Source organism: Neobacillus sp. B24, assembly GCF_055381825.1.
In genome coordinates this window covers 856925-879890 of the sequence record NZ_AP035777.1, presented here as the reverse complement: position 1 = coordinate 879890, position 22966 = coordinate 856925, and the positions used below count along the sequence as shown (strand labels likewise).

At 38.1% G+C, this 22966-nt stretch carries 24 protein-coding genes and 1 pseudogene; 12 read left to right on the top strand and 13 right to left on the bottom strand.

Annotation, left to right across the window (positions count from 1 at the left end):
* Positions 1 to 20 precede the first annotated feature (20 nt).
* From ACZ43M_RS04200 to ACZ43M_RS04185, 4 genes are all read right to left on the bottom strand, one after another.
* Positions 21 to 1202: a phospholipase D family protein gene (locus ACZ43M_RS04200; protein ID WP_464506188.1), complete on the bottom strand. Its 1182-nt coding sequence runs from the start codon at positions 1200 to 1202 to the stop codon at positions 21 to 23.
* A 115-nt stretch (positions 1203 to 1317) separates the two neighbouring features.
* Entirely contained in the window at positions 1318 to 2913 is a 1596-nt protein-coding gene (locus tag ACZ43M_RS04195) for a hypothetical protein (protein ID WP_464506187.1), read from the bottom strand.
* A 435-nt stretch (positions 2914 to 3348) separates the two neighbouring features.
* Complete coding sequence (locus tag ACZ43M_RS04190) at positions 3349 to 3564, bottom strand: DnaB-like helicase C-terminal domain-containing protein (RefSeq protein ID WP_464506186.1); 216 nt, start codon at positions 3562 to 3564, stop codon at positions 3349 to 3351.
* A 31-nt stretch (positions 3565 to 3595) separates the two neighbouring features.
* Positions 3596 to 4051 carry a hypothetical protein gene (locus ACZ43M_RS04185; RefSeq protein WP_464506185.1) on the bottom strand — a complete coding sequence of 152 codons (456 nt, stop codon included), beginning with the start codon at positions 4049 to 4051 and terminating at the stop codon, positions 3596 to 3598.
* Between the two features lie 436 nt (positions 4052 to 4487).
* Between ACZ43M_RS04185 and ACZ43M_RS04180 the strand changes: the two genes are divergently transcribed.
* A complete protein-coding gene (locus ACZ43M_RS04180; protein ID WP_464507946.1) occupies positions 4488 to 4745 on the top strand; it encodes a helix-turn-helix transcriptional regulator in 258 nt (85 codons plus the stop codon).
* Positions 4726 to 5157 (top strand): hypothetical protein, encoded by a 432-nt coding sequence (locus tag ACZ43M_RS04175; RefSeq protein ID WP_464506184.1) that lies wholly within the window; start codon positions 4726 to 4728, stop codon positions 5155 to 5157. The genes ACZ43M_RS04180 and ACZ43M_RS04175 overlap by 20 nt, the downstream gene beginning before the upstream one ends.
* A 237-nt stretch (positions 5158 to 5394) precedes the next feature.
* Here the strand turns inward: ACZ43M_RS04175 and ACZ43M_RS04170 are convergent, their stop codons facing one another.
* A complete protein-coding gene (locus tag ACZ43M_RS04170; RefSeq protein ID WP_464506182.1) occupies positions 5395 to 6762 on the bottom strand; it encodes a C40 family peptidase in 1368 nt (455 codons plus the stop codon).
* 756 nt (positions 6763 to 7518) lie between these two features.
* Between ACZ43M_RS04170 and ACZ43M_RS04165 the strand changes: the two genes are divergently transcribed.
* Together ACZ43M_RS04165 and ACZ43M_RS04160 are read left to right on the top strand one after the other, a co-directional pair.
* Positions 7519 to 7656: a hypothetical protein gene (locus tag ACZ43M_RS04165; protein WP_464506181.1), complete on the top strand. Its 138-nt coding sequence runs from the start codon at positions 7519 to 7521 to the stop codon at positions 7654 to 7656.
* Complete coding sequence (locus ACZ43M_RS04160; RefSeq protein WP_464507945.1) at positions 7644 to 8621, top strand: M3 family metallopeptidase; 978 nt, start codon at positions 7644 to 7646, stop codon at positions 8619 to 8621. Before ACZ43M_RS04165 ends, ACZ43M_RS04160 begins: the two co-directional genes overlap by 13 nt.
* A 153-nt stretch (positions 8622 to 8774) precedes the next feature.
* On the opposite strand, the pseudogene ACZ43M_RS04155 reads toward ACZ43M_RS04160, so the two are convergent.
* Positions 8775 to 9203: pseudogene (locus tag ACZ43M_RS04155) on the bottom strand (GrpB family protein); the annotation flags it as partial.
* Positions 9204 to 9489: 286 nt separating this feature from the next.
* Positions 9490 to 10059 (bottom strand): YfjL-like protein, encoded by a 570-nt coding sequence (locus ACZ43M_RS04150; RefSeq protein ID WP_464506180.1) that lies wholly within the window; start codon positions 10057 to 10059, stop codon positions 9490 to 9492.
* Positions 10060 to 10510: 451 nt separating this feature from the next.
* Here ACZ43M_RS04150 and ACZ43M_RS04145 point away from each other — a divergent pair, with 451 nt between their 5' ends.
* The 4 genes from ACZ43M_RS04145 to ACZ43M_RS04130 all read left to right on the top strand — a co-directional run bounded on the left by ACZ43M_RS04145 (position 10511) and on the right by ACZ43M_RS04130 (position 12112).
* Positions 10511 to 10966, top strand: a complete 456-nt coding sequence (locus ACZ43M_RS04145; protein ID WP_464506178.1) for a VOC family protein — start codon at positions 10511 to 10513, stop codon at positions 10964 to 10966.
* A 271-nt stretch (positions 10967 to 11237) separates the two neighbouring features.
* A complete protein-coding gene (locus ACZ43M_RS04140) occupies positions 11238 to 11411 on the top strand; it encodes a hypothetical protein (RefSeq protein ID WP_464506177.1) in 174 nt (57 codons plus the stop codon).
* A 92-nt stretch (positions 11412 to 11503) separates the two neighbouring features.
* On the top strand, positions 11504 to 11896 hold the full coding sequence (locus tag ACZ43M_RS04135) for a DDE-type integrase/transposase/recombinase (RefSeq protein WP_464507944.1): 393 nt from the start codon (positions 11504 to 11506) through the stop codon (positions 11894 to 11896).
* Between the two features lie 3 nt (positions 11897 to 11899).
* Positions 11900 to 12112 carry an integrase core domain-containing protein gene (locus tag ACZ43M_RS04130; RefSeq protein WP_464506176.1) on the top strand — a complete coding sequence of 71 codons (213 nt, stop codon included), beginning with the start codon at positions 11900 to 11902 and terminating at the stop codon, positions 12110 to 12112.
* A 59-nt stretch (positions 12113 to 12171) separates the two neighbouring features.
* On the opposite strand, the gene ACZ43M_RS04125 is transcribed toward ACZ43M_RS04130, so the two are convergent.
* From ACZ43M_RS04125 to ACZ43M_RS04115, 3 genes are read right to left on the bottom strand one after another with little or no spacing between them, the layout of a single operon-like run.
* Positions 12172 to 13257 (bottom strand): Ger(x)C family spore germination protein, encoded by a 1086-nt coding sequence (locus ACZ43M_RS04125; RefSeq protein WP_464506175.1) that lies wholly within the window; start codon positions 13255 to 13257, stop codon positions 12172 to 12174.
* Positions 13258 to 13260: 3 nt separating this feature from the next.
* Complete coding sequence (locus ACZ43M_RS04120; RefSeq protein WP_464506174.1) at positions 13261 to 14373, bottom strand: GerAB/ArcD/ProY family transporter; 1113 nt, start codon at positions 14371 to 14373, stop codon at positions 13261 to 13263.
* Between the two features lie 4 nt (positions 14374 to 14377).
* The gene (locus ACZ43M_RS04115) at positions 14378 to 15841 is read right to left on the bottom strand and encodes a spore germination protein (protein ID WP_464506173.1); all 1464 of its coding nucleotides are present in this window, start codon (positions 15839 to 15841) and stop codon (positions 14378 to 14380) included.
* Between the two features lie 1004 nt (positions 15842 to 16845).
* Between ACZ43M_RS04115 and ACZ43M_RS04110 the strand changes: the two genes are divergently transcribed.
* Together ACZ43M_RS04110 and ACZ43M_RS04105 are read left to right on the top strand one after the other, a co-directional pair.
* Positions 16846 to 17442 carry a DUF6431 domain-containing protein gene (locus ACZ43M_RS04110; protein WP_464506172.1) on the top strand — a complete coding sequence of 199 codons (597 nt, stop codon included), beginning with the start codon at positions 16846 to 16848 and terminating at the stop codon, positions 17440 to 17442.
* A 202-nt stretch (positions 17443 to 17644) separates the two neighbouring features.
* On the top strand, positions 17645 to 18040 hold the full coding sequence (locus ACZ43M_RS04105) for a hypothetical protein (RefSeq protein WP_464506171.1): 396 nt from the start codon (positions 17645 to 17647) through the stop codon (positions 18038 to 18040).
* Positions 18041 to 18068: 28 nt separating this feature from the next.
* On the opposite strand, the gene istB is transcribed toward ACZ43M_RS04105, so the two are convergent.
* Both istB and istA read right to left on the bottom strand, forming a co-directional pair.
* On the bottom strand, positions 18069 to 18788 hold the full coding sequence (gene istB, locus ACZ43M_RS04100; RefSeq protein WP_464506170.1) for an IS21-like element helper ATPase IstB: 720 nt from the start codon (positions 18786 to 18788) through the stop codon (positions 18069 to 18071).
* Positions 18788 to 20290 (bottom strand): IS21 family transposase, encoded by a 1503-nt coding sequence (gene istA, locus ACZ43M_RS04095; protein WP_464506169.1) that lies wholly within the window; start codon positions 20288 to 20290, stop codon positions 18788 to 18790. The genes istB and istA overlap by 1 nt, the downstream gene beginning before the upstream one ends.
* 117 nt (positions 20291 to 20407) lie before the next feature.
* Here istA and ACZ43M_RS04090 point away from each other — a divergent pair, with 117 nt between their 5' ends.
* A complete protein-coding gene (locus ACZ43M_RS04090) occupies positions 20408 to 21469 on the top strand; it encodes a transposase (protein ID WP_464506168.1) in 1062 nt (353 codons plus the stop codon).
* Positions 21470 to 22270 (top strand): ExeA family protein, encoded by an 801-nt coding sequence (locus ACZ43M_RS04085; RefSeq protein ID WP_464503089.1) that lies wholly within the window; start codon positions 21470 to 21472, stop codon positions 22268 to 22270.
* A 298-nt stretch (positions 22271 to 22568) separates the two neighbouring features.
* Here the strand turns inward: ACZ43M_RS04085 and ACZ43M_RS04080 are convergent, their stop codons facing one another.
* Positions 22569 to 22919 carry a hypothetical protein gene (locus ACZ43M_RS04080; RefSeq protein ID WP_464506167.1) on the bottom strand — a complete coding sequence of 117 codons (351 nt, stop codon included), beginning with the start codon at positions 22917 to 22919 and terminating at the stop codon, positions 22569 to 22571.
* Between the last annotated feature and the right edge of the window lie 47 nt (positions 22920 to 22966).

Sequence of the window (22966 nt, the reverse complement as noted above, 5' to 3'; positions counted from 1 at the left end):
AGGTAGTAAGGAATCATTAGTTAACCAAGTTGGATTTCTCCATACTTACTAAATCTCTTGCTTAATTCATTCATTAAAAAATCATTAGCCTCTTGTGTAATACGCATATGTGACCTTCTAAAGTGCATACTCTGTAACGTTCTTTGATTGACGTTCCTCCTTTTTCGCAGGGAATGAAAAGCTGCTTTACCTACAGTATTATATAAGTCAACTAATCTAATTCCGTTCATGACGGGTGCATTAATAACCTTCCCACTTGTAAATTCAACAAAATAAGGGAAACGACTTTTCCAAGGCGTATCTCTAATATCAGAGTCATCAACAACATTCTTTACATTAAATCCCTCAGTCTTTGCATACCCAACAATCATAGGAGTAGGTCTGTCATGTTCGTCATAGCTAACTATTGTTAAAAATAAGGTGTCTCCCTCTACGATTCCACCTGGTCTTCTAGGAAAATAAGTTGTATTCAAATCTCTTTTTCTAACACCCTTCATTTTTTTATAATTCCACTCGTTTGGTATTCTATCATCACCTGTTCCTTCAAATTTCAGCCAAAACCCTGTTTTGTCATTATCATCATCTTCTATACTTTCAAGCATAGTTTCAAATAAGTCAGGATGAACTATTTTCTTTAATTCCGCTCCCTTTCGCTTAATATTGGAGTATGTTACGGTTCTATCCTTTTGATTTGCTGCTAATTGTGGAACATGTTTTTTCTCTTCGTCTATCCATTCTTGTGTAACTACTCCCTCATCTCCAAGTGCTTCTAATTGTTCTAGTAAATCAAAAAAATACTCTTGGGCTTTTTCTGCAATTTCCGGCTCATCTTCCATTAGTACACAAATCTCATGATTGGATATAAAACCACCTTTAGTAAAGTTTGCGGAGCCAATAATTGTAGAATGTGAGTCAAATAAGTAGAGTTTTGAATGTAAATCTATTAATGCATATATTTTGGCATTTGCATGTAAAAGTTTTTCCAAGCCATATATACTACTGACACGTTCAACGAATTCTTCCCGATAAAATCGTGTAATTATATTACAAGTTACAGAGGGATTCTTTATTAACCACTCTGCTAACAAGTTAGCTGTTTGAGTCCCGATAAAAGGGGAAATGATATTTATCTCACCTTCTGTTTTTCCTAATAATCCATTAAATTGGTTTAGTAAAGCCTTGGAAACCAAATTTACAGACATTTATTCACCCCATTAATTATCTATTCTATATTGACTTTCGGTATATTTAACCCTAATTTTCCAATATTTAGGTCACAGATACTGGCGCTAACGAGGAAATTTCCATTAAATAAAATTAGTCAGCAAAAATAATATTTACCTTCATCTTCAACTCCTTTTTCACCCCGGCTTGGTAAAACATCAAGAACTCCTTCACCGGATGCTGAACATGCGATTCCTTTTGGGTAAAGATAATTTGGTTAGCCTTCATATCACTTAATAGTTCCTTCATAGAAACTATTAAACTATCTCCATCCTTATGAGTATTTATCCATTTCAATATAAATGCACGCCATTGTGATGGGTGGCCAGCGATATATTGATCTCCTTTAATTGGGTATGTCAGTAATTTCTTTTTAAAGTTCTCTCTTTTTTGTTTTGTATACTGATCTTCCATTTGATTATTTGTAGAATTCAATTGCCGCTGAGCTTTGCTATTTTTGCTCGATGGGTACATTCTTCCTGTTTTTCTTTGCCATTCCCATTGTTCGGGCGTCATATCAACAGGACGCTTACTCGCTTCTTCTGCACGGAGAGCCATTTCTCGTTCTATTTGTTCATCATCAATTGATTTAACTTTTTTAACATATTCAGCTCGTTTCTGTTCTTGCAACCTCACGAAGTTTATAAACGCTTGTTTTTCATCCTCTTGTCGCTTTATTTTTCTTTCAAAAGCCTCTCTTTTAGCCATTTCTTCACGTTCTACTTGTTGCTGCTTATCCATTATTTCATGAAGGAATGCTATTCTTAATTCTGCTTCATTATCAATGTGTAGAAGAAAGTCATCCTGCCTAATATTAAGTGTTAATGCTCTTTCCAAAGGAATAGTCGGTTCTGATAGTTTTAAGATCGTTACATTGCGGTTGTGTCGGTTGATTTCAGCAAATCTAATGACTTTACATTTGCGTGTTACAATATTTACGTATACAATACTTCTTGTGTCTACTGGAAACGGAAGGTGGGTTAAACCTGTAATGATTGTCTGAAAATCAGAAGTCAATTCATTATTTAATGACTGATCCCAAGCAAAATCTTCCTGACTCTTCCTGGTCACCTGCATTTCAGGAGTAAGTAGCGTTCCTTTATTAGTTTCAGGGTCAATAGCCTGCCAAATATCATCTATAAATGAGAAAACTCTAAAACCTTCTTTTTTATAAGTTGTCATTCTTTTTTCAATGTTTTGAGAGTAGCTTCCTTGTGTAATTGAAGTGTAATAATCAATTGCCCACATTTCCTTAGAATATGGGAATTGTACAATGAAGTCCGGAATAAACGACAGTTTCTTTTTATAAAAATAGCCACGTTCAATTACGGCGCCAAAAGGTTTTAACTGCCCCTCTAGTATTTCTCGAAATACTGTTAATCCGATGTCCTTCTTCTTCTTATCTTGGTGAACAGATACTTGTTTTTCATAAGTTTTACTGTTTTCTGAATAAGAACATTCTTTACCCTCAAAGTGCTTAAAGAAAAATGGCCTCCCTTCTTCTTGGGTTAGATTCATATTGACAGGTTCATTACAACAATGACAGGTAAATGCCTTTTTCTTCGAAAGTGCCCGATATTGACTATTTAAAATACTCCTAATATCGTCTCTACTATAATTTTCAGATTCTAGTTCTAGCCTCTTTGTTTCTATGTTTATGATATCTCCATGTAATTGTGCCTCTTCCAAAGCCTTCACACCTTTTCAAGATAATCCCAAACTATGTTTTTATTATAATATACCTAACCTAAAATTGGGCTATTTTTCCTATTTATAACGTTTTTTTACCTTATTAGCTAATGATCTTCCCATAATACAATAGCGGTACTCCATTAAATAAAAAAGTACCAGTCACCACCCATACCATGCCGAAAAGATTCGACAATTAATGGTTAGTGACTGGCACTTGATTTAAGTTCTTTAATTATTTGATTTTTTCTAAAGCATTAGCATCAGTATTTTTTAAATAATAAGAAATGATAATATTCCCTAAATTCCCTTTATCTGTGCTTCCTCTAATGTATCCAGCAGCAGCTGCCGCCCACTATAATTAATGAACGCGACACAAAATAAAACGGCCCACACTCGTTCATCGACTTAACTAATTCTATTAATAAGATTCCTTTATCTGAATTGCCGTGGACTGAGCATTCGTTTCGGATCTCGCATTTTCGAACGATTAAAGCCTCCTGTCGATGCGATTAATCGTTTGGTAATCGGCCGTTCTGGCATTTCTAACGAAAAGACGAGCGGCAGATACCCGGCCCAACCGGCCATCTTGGCAAAATGAAACATCACATCGGTTTTTCCCATCGATGGTCTGGCTGCCAGTATCGTCACTTCCCCACCCTGGAAGCCACCCGTCATGTAATCAAGCTGTAGCTATAGAGTCATAAACATTGTTACGAGCAGCCATCTCTTCTCGATGACAAAATGAGTCATAGATAGGGATTGCTTCTGACACGTATGGAATGAGTGTTAGATCTTGTACTTTCTTTAGTTCGGAAAAAACGCAATCCATAATTGGTTTTCCGCCTTTATGAAAATTATCTTTCCCCCAGTCTTTAATGGCGAGCTCTCTTGTCTCTGGATTGTAGCGAATCAACTTGTGATGCTGGATAAATCGTTCCATCAGTGCTTGAACCTTCTCCAATGGAAAGCCTAGATGAAACGCCATTTGGTTTTTTGTTATTTTATAAATGCCAATTTGTGTTGTGTGTGGATTGGTCAAAAGATAGAGGTAAAAATACTTTTCCTCCGGGGTCATTTCTTCCTCTACAATGGGATTGTTCCAAAATTCAGTGCGTACGATTCGATACTTTGCCATCCTTAGCCACCATCCTAGTTTCTTTAGTTTCTATCCATACGCTATATACAGATTGATGGTGGAAAAGGGATAGGGTGGTTTTTATAAAATGGTGAATAATTTGTGACATAAAAAAATGCCTGGTCATCGCCGGAATCATGTCGAGTACGTATCGACAAGTTGCGGATAGTGACTGGCACTAACATACAATTTTATATTGGATTATGGTTATTTGTTCTTTTTATCCTGGCCTTTCCAATCACCACTATAGACAAACCAAAAAAAGACAGTATAAAAAACAGCTAAAGGGTTCCGTTTCGAGGTGATCAATCGAACTGTCAATTTTACTACCATTTTGGGTAAAAATGAGAATACATATGCTTTATTGAACGGAGCAGGTTTGTTTAACAATGGCTTCGATTCCAATGTAATATATACATTGAATTATGGAATATATATGTTACAATTAATTCAAGGAGGGATACAACTTTTGGAGAATAAAGTTAAGATTGCTCGTACTCAAGTAAATTTGACACAACAACAATTGGCAGAAAAGATAGGTGTCACTCGCCAAACTATTAGTTTGATTGAGAAGGGAAAATATAATCCAACCCTAAGGTTGTGTCTGGATATTTGTTATGCAGTTAATAAAACATTAGATGAAGTATTTTGGTTGGAAAAGGAGAATGATATAAATGAAAAAAGTTACAGATGAACGTTTAGTATTACAAAATTTAAAAAACATCCGCATTGCATATATCATTCAAACTGTTGGTATTCTTGGAATTTTAGGATATGACTTAGTTACAAAAGGGTTAGATGGAATGAGAGAAAATCCACTATGGCTTATATTTATGATAACCACAGTTATTTCAGCATATTTATCAATGAGTATTAGTGCTGACCAGGAAAGTAATAAAATTCACCCGCAAAAGAGTCTAAGTATATCACTGATTGTACTTATTTTGATTTCAACGGTTGTTGGTTTTTTTGTATCACTCACTGATGGCTTTACTATAGTCAATGGGATATTGATGGGTGGAATACTGTTTATTTGCGGTCTTATTCCAATAGTCTACATCTATAATCTACGAATAAAACGACAAGATGAAAATATCGAAGAATAAGGGAGAATCTTTCCAAATTTTCACGAACGGGGGCTTTAGTTGAAGAAAAAGATATAGATCTTGGTGTCAATAAAGCTCCATAAATCCCAAAAATGGCTTGCAAAACTGGTGTCAGTTTGCAAGCCATTTTAATTGCCATTTATATGATTTGACCCTCAAAACGGAACCCTTTAAAAAAACAGCTAAGTAACCCTTTTTTCATACTGTCTGCCTTATAAAAATCATATTACTTTAAGTTTAGTAAGGAGTTTTTGCACCGAGATATCTAGTCTTCCAATAGGTAGATGTCATATCTGAGATCGTTACACCTGATGAGGCGGCGCTGATAAATTTGTTGTTTCCTAAGTAGATGCCAACATGGGATGGTCCTAGTTTATAGGTTTGAAAGAAAACAAGATCTCCTATGCTTGGCGAAGCGACTGGTGTCGTGGCATCCCATTGTGTTGCAGCAGTCCGTGGTAAGGAGATGCCGACTTTATTAAACACATATACAGTAAAGCCACTGCAATCGAAACCTGTTGGAGTATTTCCTCCCCATTTATACGGCGAACCAATATATTTCTTAGCCTCTTCTATCACTCCCTGAACGAGAGAAGCTGATGAAGTTGCAGGTTTTTGAGCTGCTTCAGTAGAAGGTGCTGGCTTTTGAACCGGTGCTGCTGGATTTGAATTATTTGTTGAGTTTCCAGTTGTTGCTGTTGAACTAGATGTTGCCGGTGCTTTTTCCTGCGCTGCTGGTGCACTTGGTGTTACCGGCGCTTTTTCCTGAGTTGCTGGTGCACTTGGCGTTACCGGTGCTTTTTCTGTCGGTGCTGGTGCACTTGGTATTACCGGTGCTTTTTCCTGCGCTGCTGGTGTACTAGATGCTGCCGGTGCTTGTTGAGTGGTAGCATCAGAAGTTACTGCAGAATTCTCTGCAGCTTTTGTATTAGAGGCTCCCTCTGTTGCACCAGTTTCTGGTACCCTTGATGTAGTCTCTGTGCTTTGTGATGATCCTGCATTTGAAGCGGCTTGGGTGCTCGGTTTTGATCCAGCACTTGAAGCTGTTGCTTTATTTCCAGTTGGAGCAGATTCTGATTCCGGCACAATGGCAGAATTCTCCACACTGCTAACCTTTAACGTCTGTCCAGCATAAATGGTGTCCGAGGATAACTGATTGATTGCTTTAAGCTGGGACACTGATTGATTAAATCGGGCTCCGATGACTGAAAGAGAATCACCTTTTTGAACTTTATAAGAAGAATCGTTTGAATTGGTTACGACGATTTTTAATGACTGTCCAATTCGAATATAACTTGATGTCATGCCATTCAACCGTTTAAGTTCAACTACGGTTGTACCATTGTCCTTCGCAATCTTCCAAAGACTATCTCCTCGTTTGACAGTGTATGTAAGTGATAGTTTCTGATTAACATAGATGGTATCACTTGAAAGAGAATTCCATTCTTTTAATTGGTTAATAGATACATGATTTGACTTGGCAATTTTCCAAAGGCTGTCACCAGGACGAACGGTATATGTAGGTTCTTGTGCACTTGCTGTGGCTCCCAAAGCAGTAAGGACGAGCCCAGCTGTTGCAGCTGCTGTTACTAGATTTTTCTTCACTGTTTTACTTCCTACCTTTCATTTTTTTGCTCCAATAAGACATAATAGTGAAATAACCAACAAAAAAACATCCAACAAAAGTGGTAATTCGTTTTTAATCTACTAATACGAATACAGATTTGGTAGAATCTATACTTTTTATTACAAATAGTCTATTACTAACTATGCAGGAAGAATAATGAAAACAAGGAAATTCTATGTTTTGGTCTTGCTTTATGTAATATATTTGTAATCGATTTGTAATATTTAATCATATGACAAAGTGTGACAACAACCGTTTTCATCAAAGTCAGCTTGTTATTCCTAGGAAAGGATGACCGGTCTGGAATGCTCTAATTTTTACCGAATTTATCCTTTTTATTTCTCTACTAAACATGGCCTCTCAAACTAACTATCGGATACAAGTAAGAAACAAAGTGAATTCCTGCATAGCCAAATTACAGTAACAGCTCCTTAATTGCCTAGTATCGTTCACTTTTTGTAAATTTGCTATCACCTGCGAATTATTCCACCCAACCTTCATCATACAACAGTAATTTCTATATTTTTCTTGAACATAATGATCTACCTCCAAAATATACCTTTACATTCTATCAACCACTCTGCTTTTCGATTATTCACCCAGTGACATCCATACTAAGTACTTTAACGCATAAGGGGCTGATTCTCTTGAAAAAACTAGACCTAATAACTAGAAACCTATAATATAAATATTGTGATAATTAAAAAAAATAAAAAGAGTTAGGAGCGTTATCCATGACACAAGAAATAAGTCAGCCTTATAATAAAGAATTAATTGATTTACAAGATGTAGCAGGGCTCGAAGCTCAAATTCGAAGTTTACTTGAGGTTCCGATTGAATCTGTTTCTGACCTAGAAAACTGGTTAATGTAGAGAAACATATTATCCCCGCTTGGAATCGACTCGCAGCTGTTTTTAAATCCAAGCTTGGTGTCGATGCCTACCGCCCTTGGGATAATACTGCTAAACTCATGAAAAAACCGCCATACTCCGAGGTGTCTGCTCTTATGGATGGCGTTTCTGAGATGTTAGGGAAGACCGACCCCTATTTTGCGGACCGTTTCGATTACATGAGAGAGCATGGATTACTAGATCTTGGCGACCGGAAAGGAAAAAGCCCAGGTGGGTTTTGTACCGGCTTACCTGTTTCAGGGGATACCTTTGTCTTCGCGAACTTTAGTCCATCCTTCTTCTCACTGATTGCCTTAATTCATGAAATGGGTCACGCGGTGAATGGGTACCTGCAGTTTTCCGAGCACGGACCGATGGAAGAACATCAATCCCGGATGGAAGTGGCAGAACTGTATTCTCATGGGATGGAATTGCTGTTATTGGATAAGCTGGATCGTTTTTATCCAGAAGAAGAAGATTTTAAGAGTGCACAGCGTGAAGAGCTGAGACGGGCCTTTACCATGTTATACGGCCCATTGTCAGGGGACCTCTTCCAGCATTGGATGTATACGAATCCTAACCATACTGCAAAAGAGCGTGATGAAAAATTCTTTGAAATCTCAAAACGTTATGGCTTAAGCCCTGTCGATACTTCTGGGTTTGAGGAGGAAATTGGGGCGAGCTGGGCGAACACCCTGCATTATTTCCAAGTTCCTTTCTATCTTATTGAATACTCCATCTCGATGCTTGGTTCGCTGCAAATACTGGAGAACTATCGAAACAACCCAGAGCAAGCTGTAGAAGCCTTTAAAAATGGGGCAAGTGCGGACTACAATCAATCTATTGCTGCTATTTATCAAGAAACTGGGGTTAGCTTTGATTTTTCAGAGCCTGCCGTCAAGCGCATGGGTGAATTCCTGGAGAAGGTTATTCAAGAGATTCATTAATGAAGTGAGAGCAAGGGGACGGTTCTAATTTAGGCAATCGGAAGTTTTGCTCAAGTTTCGAAGCACTTTATAAGTAAACGGAATTTTAATCTAAAGGAATTACTTCTAAGGAATTATCGCAAAATTTTTGATTGCCTGAGTAAGCAGGAAGTTTTAAAGTTTTTGTACAAGTAATTCGACATCCATAGTCAAATTTCCTGCTTCCTTTTTTAAGGAAGCATACTCTTCGGCTGCTTGGGGGTGCAACCGAAGATAATCACGAAATACTAATTTTTCAATCCACTCACGGCTATTAAATTCACAAATATGAAGATGACAAGTCCCCTGCCCCCAAATTCCCTTTCTAAAAAACCTCCTATCTTTAAACTCAGGTTTAGGAACATACTCATAGTCTATTTCACTTAAACAACTGACAAAGTGAGATACTTCATCTAAATCCATAATGTCAATTATGGGTTTGGCAACTAACCCCTTTATAGATGTGCTCCCTATATGTTCAATTCCAATAATGGGATCTCCTAAAACATCAAGAATTTTTATCTTCTCGTCTTCAAATTGTTTTTCCCAATTTGGATTATAATCACTTAGTTTAACAACTAGCTTCGTCTTATTTTCCCCCCTATAAAAATCATTTTATATGAAAATGCTGAAGGAAGTGGAGTAAAAAAGGGCCAAGCAATTAAGGCTCTTTTATATTTCTTCATTCAACCGGTCACTTTACTTATTCGAGAACAAAAAAAGGCGATAATCCTTCCTCGATCAACGCACCGGTAAATAGAATTATTTATTAAGTTGCTCATTATACATACTAATTTGAACTGTAAAGATGAACGAGTAAAAAGAACTATTTTTTGGAATAAAGTCCCTGTCACGCCCCGATTGGTGTCGAGAACTCATAGAAAAAATACGGGTTGTGACTGAAAGCATTATTCCTTTTTAAAAAGGGACTCCTTCCCATAAGCAAGTTGACCCCCAGAGTCATAAGGGCAGGGGTATCGGCATAATTTGGAATGGGAGGTTCCTTAACAAATTCCATTCCCTCCCCGTATGCAACACTAGCAAAAATACGCTGGTAATTCGGGTAAATGTCATTGACCAATTTTGTAAAATCTTCGGATGCCTGCCTTTCCCATATGGCCTCAGCGTAATAGTCGATTAAATTATAATTCCCATATCCTTCCCATGCTGAGAATGTGAGGTCATAATTGTTTTGCGGGCTGACTTTTATTCCATACGATCCGTCTTTAAAATTGCAAAATCGCTCCTGAATAATAAATTCTTCTCCATACTTGTTCTCCAAATAAGTGTTAATCTTTCCACCGACATACCATTTCTTCCAAGGCAGGCCGAAAAAGCTTGCATATACAAACAATACCAAAACGATTACTACCGTACAGAAAACAATCAAAATGACTCTAACATTAGTAGACATTGACATGGCTGCCACTCCCTTCGGATTAATTCACGAATACACCTATAGTGTAATTTTACACAATAATTACCGGAAAGCAACCATATTTTCTGCCTATTTTTCTATCACGTATCATAACAATTAATTACACATAATAATTTTGTTGCGGGTAGTGACACTGTCCATAACCGAAAAAAGAATACTACAATCATGCTTAATTATTAACTGAAGAGTGTAGCACCGATTCTAGTGCTAATAATGTCTTGGGTTGTGACACTTTTCCTGAGGAGGTTATGTGCATTTTTAATTTGTTTGGCATTAACCAATTGATGGACCAGAATTTTGGGCTCCCACAGAGGATGGTAGTCCAAAAATATCAGTCCAAAGTCGTATGGAACCTCCATAAAAAAACGGATTAATTATAGAAGTAACTCATGTACAATAAAACTATCAAATCCAACAGTCAGGAGTTGTTCCTATGAAAGGTGCAGGAATCTATGAAACCCATATCGAAACGAAAAAATTAGAAGAGGCGATTTCATTTTATAAAAAACTGAATTTGGAACTTGCCCATATCATTGAGGACAGGAGAGTAGCCTTCTTCTGGCTAAGCGACGCAGCAAGGAAAGAACAGATGCTTGGCATCTGGGAAGTTCCACAGGACAAGTTTAAGCCATCCCATTTTGCTTTCAGTGTTAGTTTTGAGGACTTAATGAAAGTTCCTGCCTTTTTGGCAGAGAAAGGAATTGACTTGAGACCAAGTTTCGGGTTGGACACGAGTGAGCCGATTGTCCATGCCTGGATGCCCGCCCCAAGCTATTATTTTTATGACAGGGATGGAAATTCCCTTGAATACATCACAATCCTGAATAGTAAGCCGAGACCAGAATTAGGAGCGGTTCATTTAAGCACCTGGAATACAAATGTGCTGTAAAAAAAAGTCCCTGTCACGCCTCGAATCATGTCGATAAGTCATCGACAAATTCCGGGTTGTGACTAGGCACCAAGCATTCCATCACAATGGGAATATCCACTTCTTTTGCTTTCTCTTTGAATTGACTATAATCAAAGAGAACCATTGCTGGTAAGGCTGAGGCAAGGATTAAATTCCTTGAGGCAGAGAATGACTTCTTAAAAAAGCTGGAAGAACTAGAAAGGCAGGCGTTGAAGAAGAAACGATTCTAACGGCAGCTGAGAAGTTTTCTTTGATTGAGAAAACCATCAGAACATATCAGTTAAATAAATCTGTTTCCTACCTGTGTGAACTGGCAGGCGTAAGTCGAAGTGGCTACTATGATTGGCTGAAGGCAGCACAATTACGGGCTCAACGTGACGAGAAGGATGAATTGGATATAGAGTTAATTCGAGAAATTTCATAAGTAAAAAAGAAAAAGTAGGTGTCCTCCAGATTAAAATGATTATGGAGAATGATTATTCATCGATAATGAACCACAAAAAAATTAGGCGGTTGATGGCAAAATATAATCTTGTAACAAAAGTAAGGAAAGCCAATCCTTATCGTAAAATGGCAACCCACGAGCATCGATCTTGTCCTAACCTCCTTAACGGAGAATTTAATCAAGAAGAACCAGGGAAAGTCCTGCTTACTGACATTACTTATCTCTATTTCGGAAAGGGACAAAAAGCATATTTATCCTGCGTAAAAGATGGAGCTACCAAAGAAATTGTCGCTTATCATCTATCCACTTCGTTAGGAATGGATATAGTATATAACACGCTTAAAAAGTTAAAACAAGCTGTTGACGATCATTTTCATCCAGAAGCCATACTGCACTCTGACCAAGGTTTCCACTATACTCATCCCCAATTCCAAAGCAAAGTAAAAGAACTTGGCATAATATAGTCGATGTCCCGAAAGGGAAACTGTTGGGATAACGCACCAATGGAAAGTTTCTTTGGGCACTTTAAGGATTTAGCGGAGTATAAATCATTAGATAATTTAGGAGATGTTAGAAAAGAAGTGGATCGAGTGATCGAGGAATATAACCAGCATCGTTATCAATGGGGCTTAAATAAAATGACCCCAGTGCAATACCGGGGCCATTTAATAGCCGCATAGGCGCTTTTTAAACTGTCCGTAAATCGGGGCACAGTTCACATTCCTGGCTGTGGTCTTTTTCATTCCTGAATATTAATTAATGGTTCTAAATCCATCTGGTATTTAACCTTGATCTGCATATTCCTCCATTTTTCCCTCCATTCTTTTTTCTCTATTGTCCTTGAGAAAGGGGTTAATGTTTTGGCTCCTATATCTAGCGGGTCGGTTTGCCATTCCTGTTTTTTTTGCAGAAATGCTTTGGTTTGGGTTTCAAGATGGGATTTAATTTCGTTGGTAATTTCCGCTAAATCATCCAAATCATTAAGATTTTTTTCACCCTGATACTCATCTATTCTGCCTTTCAGCTCAACTTTGAAATTCATTTCTGTTAAGTCCTGGTTGAAGGTGACATCTACATTTGTTCGCACATGGCCTAATACGACAGATAGTTTTGGTATGGGAAGGTATTTTAAATAATAATCATTCCCTATAAGCTGGTAGATTTCATCATCTGAATCAGTAACGACAGAGATTAGCTTGTCATTTTGAAAAATAGCTGTACCTTCATAATTGAAATTTCCATTCTCTGCCTTGAACACTGGCAGGATTGGATCAGAAAAGGGGGAATACAGCTTTTGCATGAATTGATGCAGATTTACAATCGACAGCTGGCCTTGCCGCTTTCGCTCGTAGTGTTTTAACATGCGATAGAGGAAGTAATCCAGATTTTCCTGGCTATCTATTTCTTCCTTAAAATAATCTTTAACATCACCCTGAACGACAACGAGATAGAGTCGCTGAGAAATGTCAGGATCCGTAAATATGGTATTAATGATTGGCCTCAATCCTTTTTTTGCTAGCTCTTCATTAATTAACATAACCCGAAGCTGCCCTACCTTCAACTCTCTGTAATACCTTAGGTTAAAGCCTTTTCCGCTTTGCTTCAGCAGGTCTACCTGCATGGTCAGGACGCGTTTTTTTTCCTGAACTAAAGGAGGTACGACTGTGGTTGCCTCAAGCTTTCCCTCTTCGGCGGCATCCAGTGACCAAAAAATCACTGGAGCAATTTCTTCAATTTCGTTATTTTCCAGATAAGGAGAACATCCAGTGATCAAGATCACACAGTATACTATAGTCATCCATATAGACTTTTTTAAATATGCCATATTCTATAAGCCCCTCTTTTTTCTGCTGAAAATAAGAAGGAATAAGGGAACCAGAAGGTACGTAAGGGAACTGCACCATATTTCAAGATTAAGCAATATGCTTTGATGTTCTTCTCTCCAGATCCATTTGTTTGCGGCAATTAGCCATACTGTGGCGATGATGCAGATGATTTGAATTCCCCATTTGGAATGACTGGTTTGCAGCTTTTTCCCTAAAATGCGGAGAGCGCCATAGAAACACAGCAAAAAGATTGAAACCGCAAACACTAAATTGAAGATATTCAAACTTATCAAAATGATATCAACTCTTTCAAATATTGGAGATTGAAGATATCTAAACATCGTAACAATAGGAAATTTGCTTAGGCTTAAGAACTTGGATCCAAAAAAGAATAGAGAGGCTATAAAAAAAACCAGGTTTTCTAACACTGATAATGTATTGGCAAATGTAAAATATTTTATAAAGCTGCCTCTTGGGTTCAGTAAATGAGCGATACAAACGATATATTCAGGACCGGACAAAGATGACCATATGAGAAGCAAGCCCTGCCAGGAAATATTTGACCAATCTTCAGGAATTAAAGGATACAGGTCGGGAAGTGAAGCAATGGGCGGCATGAAAAAAGTATAAAAAAGCAAGATCATCCATATGGAACAGAGAAAGGCGATTACGGAAAAACGGATGGCATTACCCATTCCCAAAGAAGCTGTATAGCAGCAAACTGCCATGATAAATACAATCAGCCAATTTGGATTCATAGAGGGAAACACAAACTGATGAATAATTTCAACGTATCCTAATGTGACAACCGTTACTTTAATTCCAATCACAACAATGCCGACTGCTGCAAAAACACGAATCATCCATTGTCCGAATAGATGTACAAAACCTGGATAGCCTTTTGTAGCATACTCTGATGATAACCATTTTGATAACAGGAGTAAATTTAATTGAGAGAATATGCCCACCAAAATAATACCCCAAATCATATATGGGTGGGTTAAAACAGTTGGCATTACATATAAAAAATAAAGCAGCTGAAGCCGATTCGCGATAAAAAACACATAAATGCCATTAAAGGAAGACGTGTTATTTTCTATAGAAATAGAAGTCATTAGATCATCTCCTTTTGCTGTAACGCCACTTCTGGAAAGGGTGCAAATGGTCGGGCCTGGTTTTCATTTTTGTTAAAGGGCCACGAATAAACAGGTCAATCCAATCTTTCCAGTATAAAGGAGCCACAGGGGCAAAATAGGGCTGCCTAAGTGATGTAAGACTGTTCAGATGTGCCAAAATGACGATCATCCCCAGGGCAATTCCAAATACTCCGAGAAATGAAGAGAGGAGCAAAAATACAAATTGAATCATCGTGTTCGCTTTTGTCACGAGATAATTAGGGACTAGAAAGGAGGCAATTGCTGATACACCTACCAGCACAATCAATACTTTGCTGGCAAAACCAGCCTCTACGGCCGCCTGTCCAATGACAATTCCTCCGATTACGCCAAGTGTCTGACTGGATTTAGTCGGCATCCGCAAGCTGGCTTCTTTAATAATTTCGAGAATAATCAGCATGAGCAATGCTTCCCAAAATGGTTTAAACGGCAATTTACTTCTGGATTCTACTAAAACGAATAGAATTTGCAGGGGCAGCATTTGATAGTGATGGGTAGTCAGTGCCACATAGAGCGGGATAAGTGTGATCGATAAAATAAAGCTGATATAACGGATTAAGCGTAAGAAACTGGCGACAGGCCAGCGGTTAATATAGTCCTCCGGTGATTGGAACAGATGAAAGAATGTAACTGGGCCAATCAGCACGAAAGGAGTATTATCGACAAGAATAATCAGCTTGCCAATTCCTAAAGAATAAGCACAGACATCCGGCCGGTCGGTCTGCTGGAACTGGGGAAATATACTGTTCTGATGATCCTCCATAAAAGCAGCAATCTGTGAAGAATCGAAAAAAAGATCGAAATTGATTTTATTAATTTTTTCCTTGGCAATTGATACAAACTCGGGATTTGTTACGCCCTCCATATACATGAGGACAACCGCCGTTTCACTTAACGAACCTACCTTTAACTTTTCCGACTTTAATTCAGTAACCGGAAGCCTTCTGCGAATAAGGGTAATATTCGTATCCAGCTGCTCGCTAAAGCTGTCTTTCGCCCCATATAATATTGTTTCCGTGTCAGAAGTTTGAATAGAGCGCCCCAGATTATTTGTAAGAAGGACACTCCACCATTGTTTCTTAAGCGAATCAAAAATAATAACGGACCCAGCCAGTAATTGTTTTTCAGCTTCCTCCAAAGTGAAAATTTCTTCTGCCTTAGAAGTTGAAATACAATCTTGGATTGACTCATTTGTACAATGGAGCAATGGTTCGAATAAAGCTTCATTCATTCTTTCCTGATTTATCAAAGTTCTTATGTAAATGAAGGTGAAACATTGGCCTTCTGGTTTTTGCCTCTCAACAATTTCAGCGTCTTCCAGATTGGCTAAAATTTCCTTCAATAGTCCCAATGAGAGGTTTTGCTGTCCTTTTTGAAGTGTCTGCTTTTTTTCCTTTTTCCAAAACATGAAAATCCCCCACTAAGTAAATTAAAGTTTAAGGCTATAGAAAAAGTAAATGAATAGGTTGAGCTATTCCAGTATGCTGACTAATAGCAAATATATTCCAGAGCTGGTGATGAAATCAGTTTATGAGATGCATCAGAATTGAAATTGGATGGCTCTGCTGTCCGCTATTTCAGAGCGCCCATAATAAGCATCTTCTTGATGATCCAAGCTACCCGCTTAATCTGCAACTGAAATCGATGCATATCCTTCACTTACGCTTTTGAACAGGGATCTTATGTAAAAGGGGCCATCATATTAACCGGATACCAGACTGGTGTAAGGGATATTGGGGAATTTGATTATGATGCACCCATTGCAAATTAAAGGGACTAAACAAATTTCTTCCCATGCCAATATGGGGACCATCAACGATTTAAAAGCACTTCAAACGTATATAAGTGGAATACTCTTACTAAGATTCTGGGAGGTCAATATATCCCCAAGTCCTTAAATATGGATTCAGAAAAAATAGAAACAATTCGTTATTATTTCAATCAATATGTTTTGGGCAACAGGAATAGGTTTTGACAATTAAACAGCAGGTATAAAAGGGAATGATGTGCGAAATTATTTTCAAATTGCTATCGGACAGTTGGATACCTATACACTGATGTTCACGGACATTATTGTTGGTAACTAAAAAACCTGTTAATATCAAGGATTAACAAGTTTTTGGATATAACTATAATTTACATTATTGTTGGTAACCAGCATTTCTCTTAATTATTTACATTTCAATAATGTTGGTAACTAAATATTACATTTCACTGTTATTTTTTAGCGATTCTGTCCACTGCCACTTTCAATGGCAGTGTTTTTTATTGTTTTAGGAAAATTTTATGTCGGTACAATTAGAGAATATTATGCGACAATGTAAAAATACAAATAATTCCCTGGCGGGAGGAGGACAAAAAAATACCCCGAAGAGATTGCAGTATCTTCGAGGCAGATTGAACTAATAAACTATGAATAGAGTAAGATATCTTGGTAAGACAGTCAAGGGCTACCTACGGCTTTACCAGGATGTACCTCCGATATGTGAGGAGGGTTGCACTGACTGTCAAAGGAAATTATACAGACATGGCCGCTACTATCGATCAGTCGTAACTAGAAATAAAATTATAAAAATCCCTATTTATCGCTGGCTTTGCCCTGCCTGTGGAAAGACATTTTCTTTATTGCCTGATTTTCTTTTTCGATACCATGTGCATAGTGAGGAAATTCTTCAAAAAGCATGGCTTTTACGGTATGCAAAAGGAAAAAGTTATAACCAAATTCAAACGTATATTTCTACAAATGTAATTGGGGGCATCAGTTATAAGACGGTTAAAAAATGGGATGGGATTTGGAAGAATAAAAAAAGCAAACTGATAAATTTTCTCCTTTCAAATATAGTTGAGAAACATCCAATTGCGTTTGATTTTCAAGCTATAAAACCATTAACAGATGAACAAGCACTTATATTCCTCTTACCATTGGCATGGAAAATATTTCATCCCAGTGCCCCTTACCCTTTCTGTGGCTTCTTCAAATGGATAAATCAACTAATCCATAGAATATAAACCTCCAAATCCATTATTGCCCATTCCCACTGTTTTGCCATATTCCTTTCCGAACCTTATTTTCCACCCCTTCGGGGTAATTTTAGCTCATTTCCCCTATTCGAAACTAATGTTCCCACAAAATCTGTACTCTCCCTTTCTATTTGTAATCATTATTAAATGGAACATATAAGAATTTTAATTATGAAAAGGAGAGTTTTTAATGGATGAAAAGTTAAGAAATGATATTGCTTTATACCGTTTCGGCCTAATTGCCGAAATCGTAACAAGAGAGCTTCCAAATGGAGAGCAGGCACAAAGGCTTCGGAATATTGCAGAGAGTGAGCATCTTAATCCATATGGGGAGTTGCAAAAAGTCGGGATCCGTACATTAGAACGCTACCTGCAACTTTATCGTAAAGGTGGATTCGAAGCTTTGAAACCATCTAAACGGGGCGGATACGCTCCGAGAGCTGTTTCAAACGATGTGCTTGAACAAGCCATACTATTGAAAACAGAGCGTCCAGAGCGCTCCGTTCAACAGATTATTCGAATCATGGAATTGGCAGAAGTAATAGAGTGTATTTGGCAAGTAAAAAATGCACTAAACGGCAATTAAAATTGTAACCACTTTGCCAACATTCATTTTAAGCTTTTAGTAAAGATTCTTTATATCGATGACTATCACCATTGAATACGACCAAGTGAGAATGATGAATCAGTCGGTCAATGACTGCTTCCGTCAAAATGGGATCTCCGAAGACGTGATTCCATTGACCGAACTGTAGATTAGTTGTAATGATGATGCTCTTTGCCTCGTAACACATAGATATAACTTGGAACAGTAATTCTCCACCTTGTTTATGCAGCGGTATGTAGCCTAGCTCATCAAGGATCAGACAGTCCAGCTTTTCAATCTGCTTGAAGACCTTAGGAAGTGTTCCTTTTTCATTTGCTTCAAGGAGCCGATTTACCAGCCCAGCGACGGTATAGAACTTTACCAACTTGCCAAACTTTTGTATGGCATTTAAGCCAATCAATGTTGCCAGATAGGTTTTGCCGGCACCTACACCACCGTAAAAGATGGTATTCTCCTGCAGTTCAATAAATTCTCCATTTAACAGACTTTCCCTGGTCATTCCTGCCGGAATTTGAATCTCACTCCAGTCAAAAGGTTTACCTTGTACTTTTGGAAGAGTCGCTTGGGTTAAAAGGAGGTTGGTCCGGCGTTCTTCGCGCTGCTGGATTTCTGCTTCAAATAGCTTTAATAAAAATTCCTCATGAGAAGCAGCTTCAACTCCACGATAATGCTCTTTAATCCAGCTAAGCTTTAATCGTTTTGCGTAGGCCTGAATTTCCTTGTGCATTATGCATCGCCCCTTTTATGGAGTTGATCATAATGTTCGAGTCCTCTCGTTGCTTCAGGCAGGGCAGGAAGCGATATTTTCGGTTTAATTTCACTTCGGATTCCACGGCCATTGATAAGCTGATAGAATACTTGTTTAATGGCATCCACGGAGGGATGCCCGTGTTCAGAGGCGATGACAAGCGCTTTTGTTATAAGATTGAAATCATGCTCCTTCAAAATCAGCGATAATAGTTTCAGTGCCTCTGATTTTTCAGCTACTGTACAGGAATGGAAATAGCTTTTCCATTCCTCCGGGAGCTGGTCATAGAAACTTGTATATTTAAGTGCCGTAGGCCGTTTGACCATTAAATTTAGATATGGCTGCCACTTCATCGACTTACGGTACTGTCCATAGAGCCGTGAATGCCTAACGACAAGCTGACGCTCATCATCCAAAATCTCAACAGTGTTGTATGAGATTTTTACGAGAACTCTGTTTAATGCATATCTTGGGGAAGTGGAATACAGATTGAGGTCCACCTTAACATAGCCATATTTATCGGCCTTCAGTGTTTCATATCTTACACACTCGTATTCTTTTGCCGGCAATAGTAGAAAGGCTGCCTTATCCTCCTCGAATAGTTCTGATATGGCCCAATCCTTTTGGTAATGCTTCCTCAAGCGGTCCTTTTCTGCCTTCCCCCACAGTTCCTTATTTAACTCATCCAATTCAATGACATGGAGCCCAGGAAGGAGAAAGTTATTCCTGACATACTTCACCATTGCTTCTACATGTCCTTTTTCATTACCGCTGGCGGGATTACAGAATTCACATTCAAACCCATAATGTAAAACGAAGTTTTGAAATTCCTCTGTTAAATGCCGTTCTCCATTTGGCAATATCTTTTTGACGGCAGGTGAGAGGTTGTCAAAGCGAATCGCCTTCGGCACTCCGCACATATGATGAAACACTCTTTTTAACCCCTCTAGGAAACACTCCTTGTTTTGTGAAGGGAAGACTTGAAAATAAAAAGCATTGCTAAAAGGAAATGACACTACTAGGTAGGGCAAAACTATTTCTTCCCCTCCATAAATAAACGGGGCTTCTCCAAAATCGACTTGTGCTGTTCCAGGAATGGCCTCAAGTGGCAAGGCTGCTTGATCTGCCTGGTTTAATAATTCTTCTTTTCTCTTGGAAACATAATCGCGAACTGTTCGGTCAGACCCCTTAAAATTGAACTGTTCTTTAAGGAGCTCCCATATTCTCTTAGCGGTTCTACGAAACTTCTTTTTCTTTTTCAAGTCCTCCTTGATCCATTCATCTATTACTGGCTTCACTGGTCCTAAAACCGGTGATACTCTCGTCTGTTTCTTTTTTGGCTGTTCGTTGAAATCCTCCATATCCGCATATTTCTTAACTGTTCTAGGATCTCTACCTGTTCTTTTAGCTACATCTGAATAACCGCAGCCTTTATTGTTAACCTGTTGTCTGATATAATTGATTTCGGCCACTGCCAACATCTCCTTAAATACCTCCTGCATGACTTTGTCCCAACAGGAAGTGTAGTAGTATTTAAGAATGTTGACAAGTGGTTTTTTTAATTTGTGCTGGCCCCCCGGGGGGCCAGCACAAATTAATTGCCATCCCCTACATATCTAGAATGCCATAAACAAATAGAGCCAGGATCTATTTCAGAAAGTACATTATCTAAACAGTTGCGCAAAGCAGGAATTACCCGAAAGAAATTACAAAAGTCACCAAAAGGAAGGCAATTTCGCCGATTTGAATTTCCTTATCGGAACGCTTGTTGGCAAGGCGATGTGCAGCACACTCTTTATTTACCGGATCCGAAGGACTCAAGCAAAAAGCGAGTAGCAAAACTATTTGCATTTATTGATGATTATTCTAGGCATATCGTGCATGGGCAGTTCTATTTTGATGAAAAAGGGGCACAGTTAGAGGACTGTTTATTTAAAGCCATAATGAGCCACGGAAAGCCCGAGCAAATCTATGTCGACAATGGAGCAATTTATCGAGCAAAGGCATTAGAAACTACCTGTGCAAGATTGGGGATTAAGCTTTCACATTCAACCCCGAGAAGGCCCCAGGGGCGTGGGAAAATTGAGCGATTCTTTCAATTTGTAGATTCATCATTTAAGCCGGAGGCTTATGACTTAATAGAATCTGGAAGGATTCAATCTATAGAGCAGTTAAATCGCTATTTTCATATTTGGAAAGAATCTATTTACCATGAGCGAAAGCATGGTGAAACAAAACAGACACCAAAACAAAGATGGGAAGAATGTGAGCAACCTACGGTTTCTGTTTCCTTTGATGAATTAAAAAAGGCATTTTATTGGGAAGAGGAACGAAAGGTGGATAAAACCGGTTGTATTTCCTTTCAGGGGAACAAGTATGAGGTGGAATCGCAGCTTGTCGGAGAATACATCACGATTCGTTTTAATCCTAATGATCTAGAAAAATTAGAAGTTTGGTTTGACGGAAAACAATTTGAGAGTGCCATTCCCTTGAATCTTTCACGGCCAAAACATGAAAAAGCAGCATCTGAAGAATTGATTCAAACAAGCGAAGAATCCGGCTTAAACTTTCTTGAATTAACTGCGCCTAGTCATGAAACAAAACAAAAAGAAAAGCGAGGAGCATTAAGTTATCAATCCCTTGTGGAGGGAGAAAAATAGATGATTTCTAAACATTTTGGATGGAACTTTACCCCTTTTCAAAAGGATGTTCAAACAAAACATTTGTTTATGACCAAGCAATTTAAAGAACTGCAAGCGCGTCTGACCTTTATGATTCAACAACGTTCATTTGGCTTGATTACCGGCGAGGTTGGGGCAGGTAAGTCTACAGCGATTCGAGATTTAAAAGATCGATTAGAAGCAAATCAGCATGTATTTCTTTATTTATCGGATTCAGCTTTGAAGCCACGCGACTTTTATCGGGAGATGCTTCTCCAAGTGGGAATTGAACCTATGTTTTTAGCTAGTGATTTAAAGAGGCAATTCAAAACGGCATTGATGGATATCTATGAAAATAAAAAGAAAACGCCCGTCGTAATCATTGACGAAGCGCATTTATTATCTCCATCGATGTTGCAGGAGATTCGTTTTCTAACAAATTTTGAAATTGACTCTCTTTCGCCGCTAGCGCTAATCTTGGTTGGACAGCCAGAATTACGAGACAAGCTGCGTTTACGAAGTTTAGAAGCCATTTCACAACGGATTAACACTCGATTCCACCTTGAAGGTCTCACATATGATGAAACGCGTGAGTACATTACTCATCAGTTAGAAAACGCTGGTGAAAATCGGCAGATTTTCACTGAAGCATCCTTAAAGAAGATATACAAGGAAACAAGGGGCATTCTACGCTTAACTAACCGTTTATGTACAGAATGCCTGCTTGATGCCGTTTCCAGAAAACAAGAATTGGTAGATGAAGACTCCGTAGAGAGAGTCATTGATGACTACCGTTTTTAGGACCTTGTCGGTCCTTTTTCTTTTATTGAGAATAATACAAACAACAATAGATTTCAATGGAACTTATATCCATAAAGTGCCAATTAATATGGCGAAAATAAAAAGGAAACGAAAGTTTCGGTTGCGAAATATATTCATCACCGAAACTTTCGTTTCCGAATTTACCGTCATTAAAAATGGCTCCTGACACGATTCTTTTATGGCAGTTTTTAAAAATCACTCTGTTAAACTTGTTGGTGAGGTCTTTTTGAATTAAATCCCCATTAGTTAAAAATGTTAAAGACCTTTTAATTTTTATTTACTTCTTATATTTCCTTTGTTGCATTGCGAAAGACGTTTGAGGAAGCTTAATCTCCGGATCAAAATTTCTTCCTTCATACTGAATTTCATTAATTATTGGCTCAGTTCCTAAAAGTTTCTCATATGCTGATAACATTGACTTATACACTTCTTCATAGTGAGCTACATTACCCACAAACTGTTGATACAAACTAACCAACCATTTTCCTTGATATTTTTTAAAATATAGAACACCTACTGGGTTAAATTTTGTTAGGAACTCCTGAACATCTTCTTTAATCCATAACTCTTTGATGTTCACTTTACATGAGAAGCGGTCATAGATAGCCTTGTTGAATAAGCCAGCCACATGATTGCTGGTTTCCTAGATTGGAATCCATTCCCACAGAGGCTCCA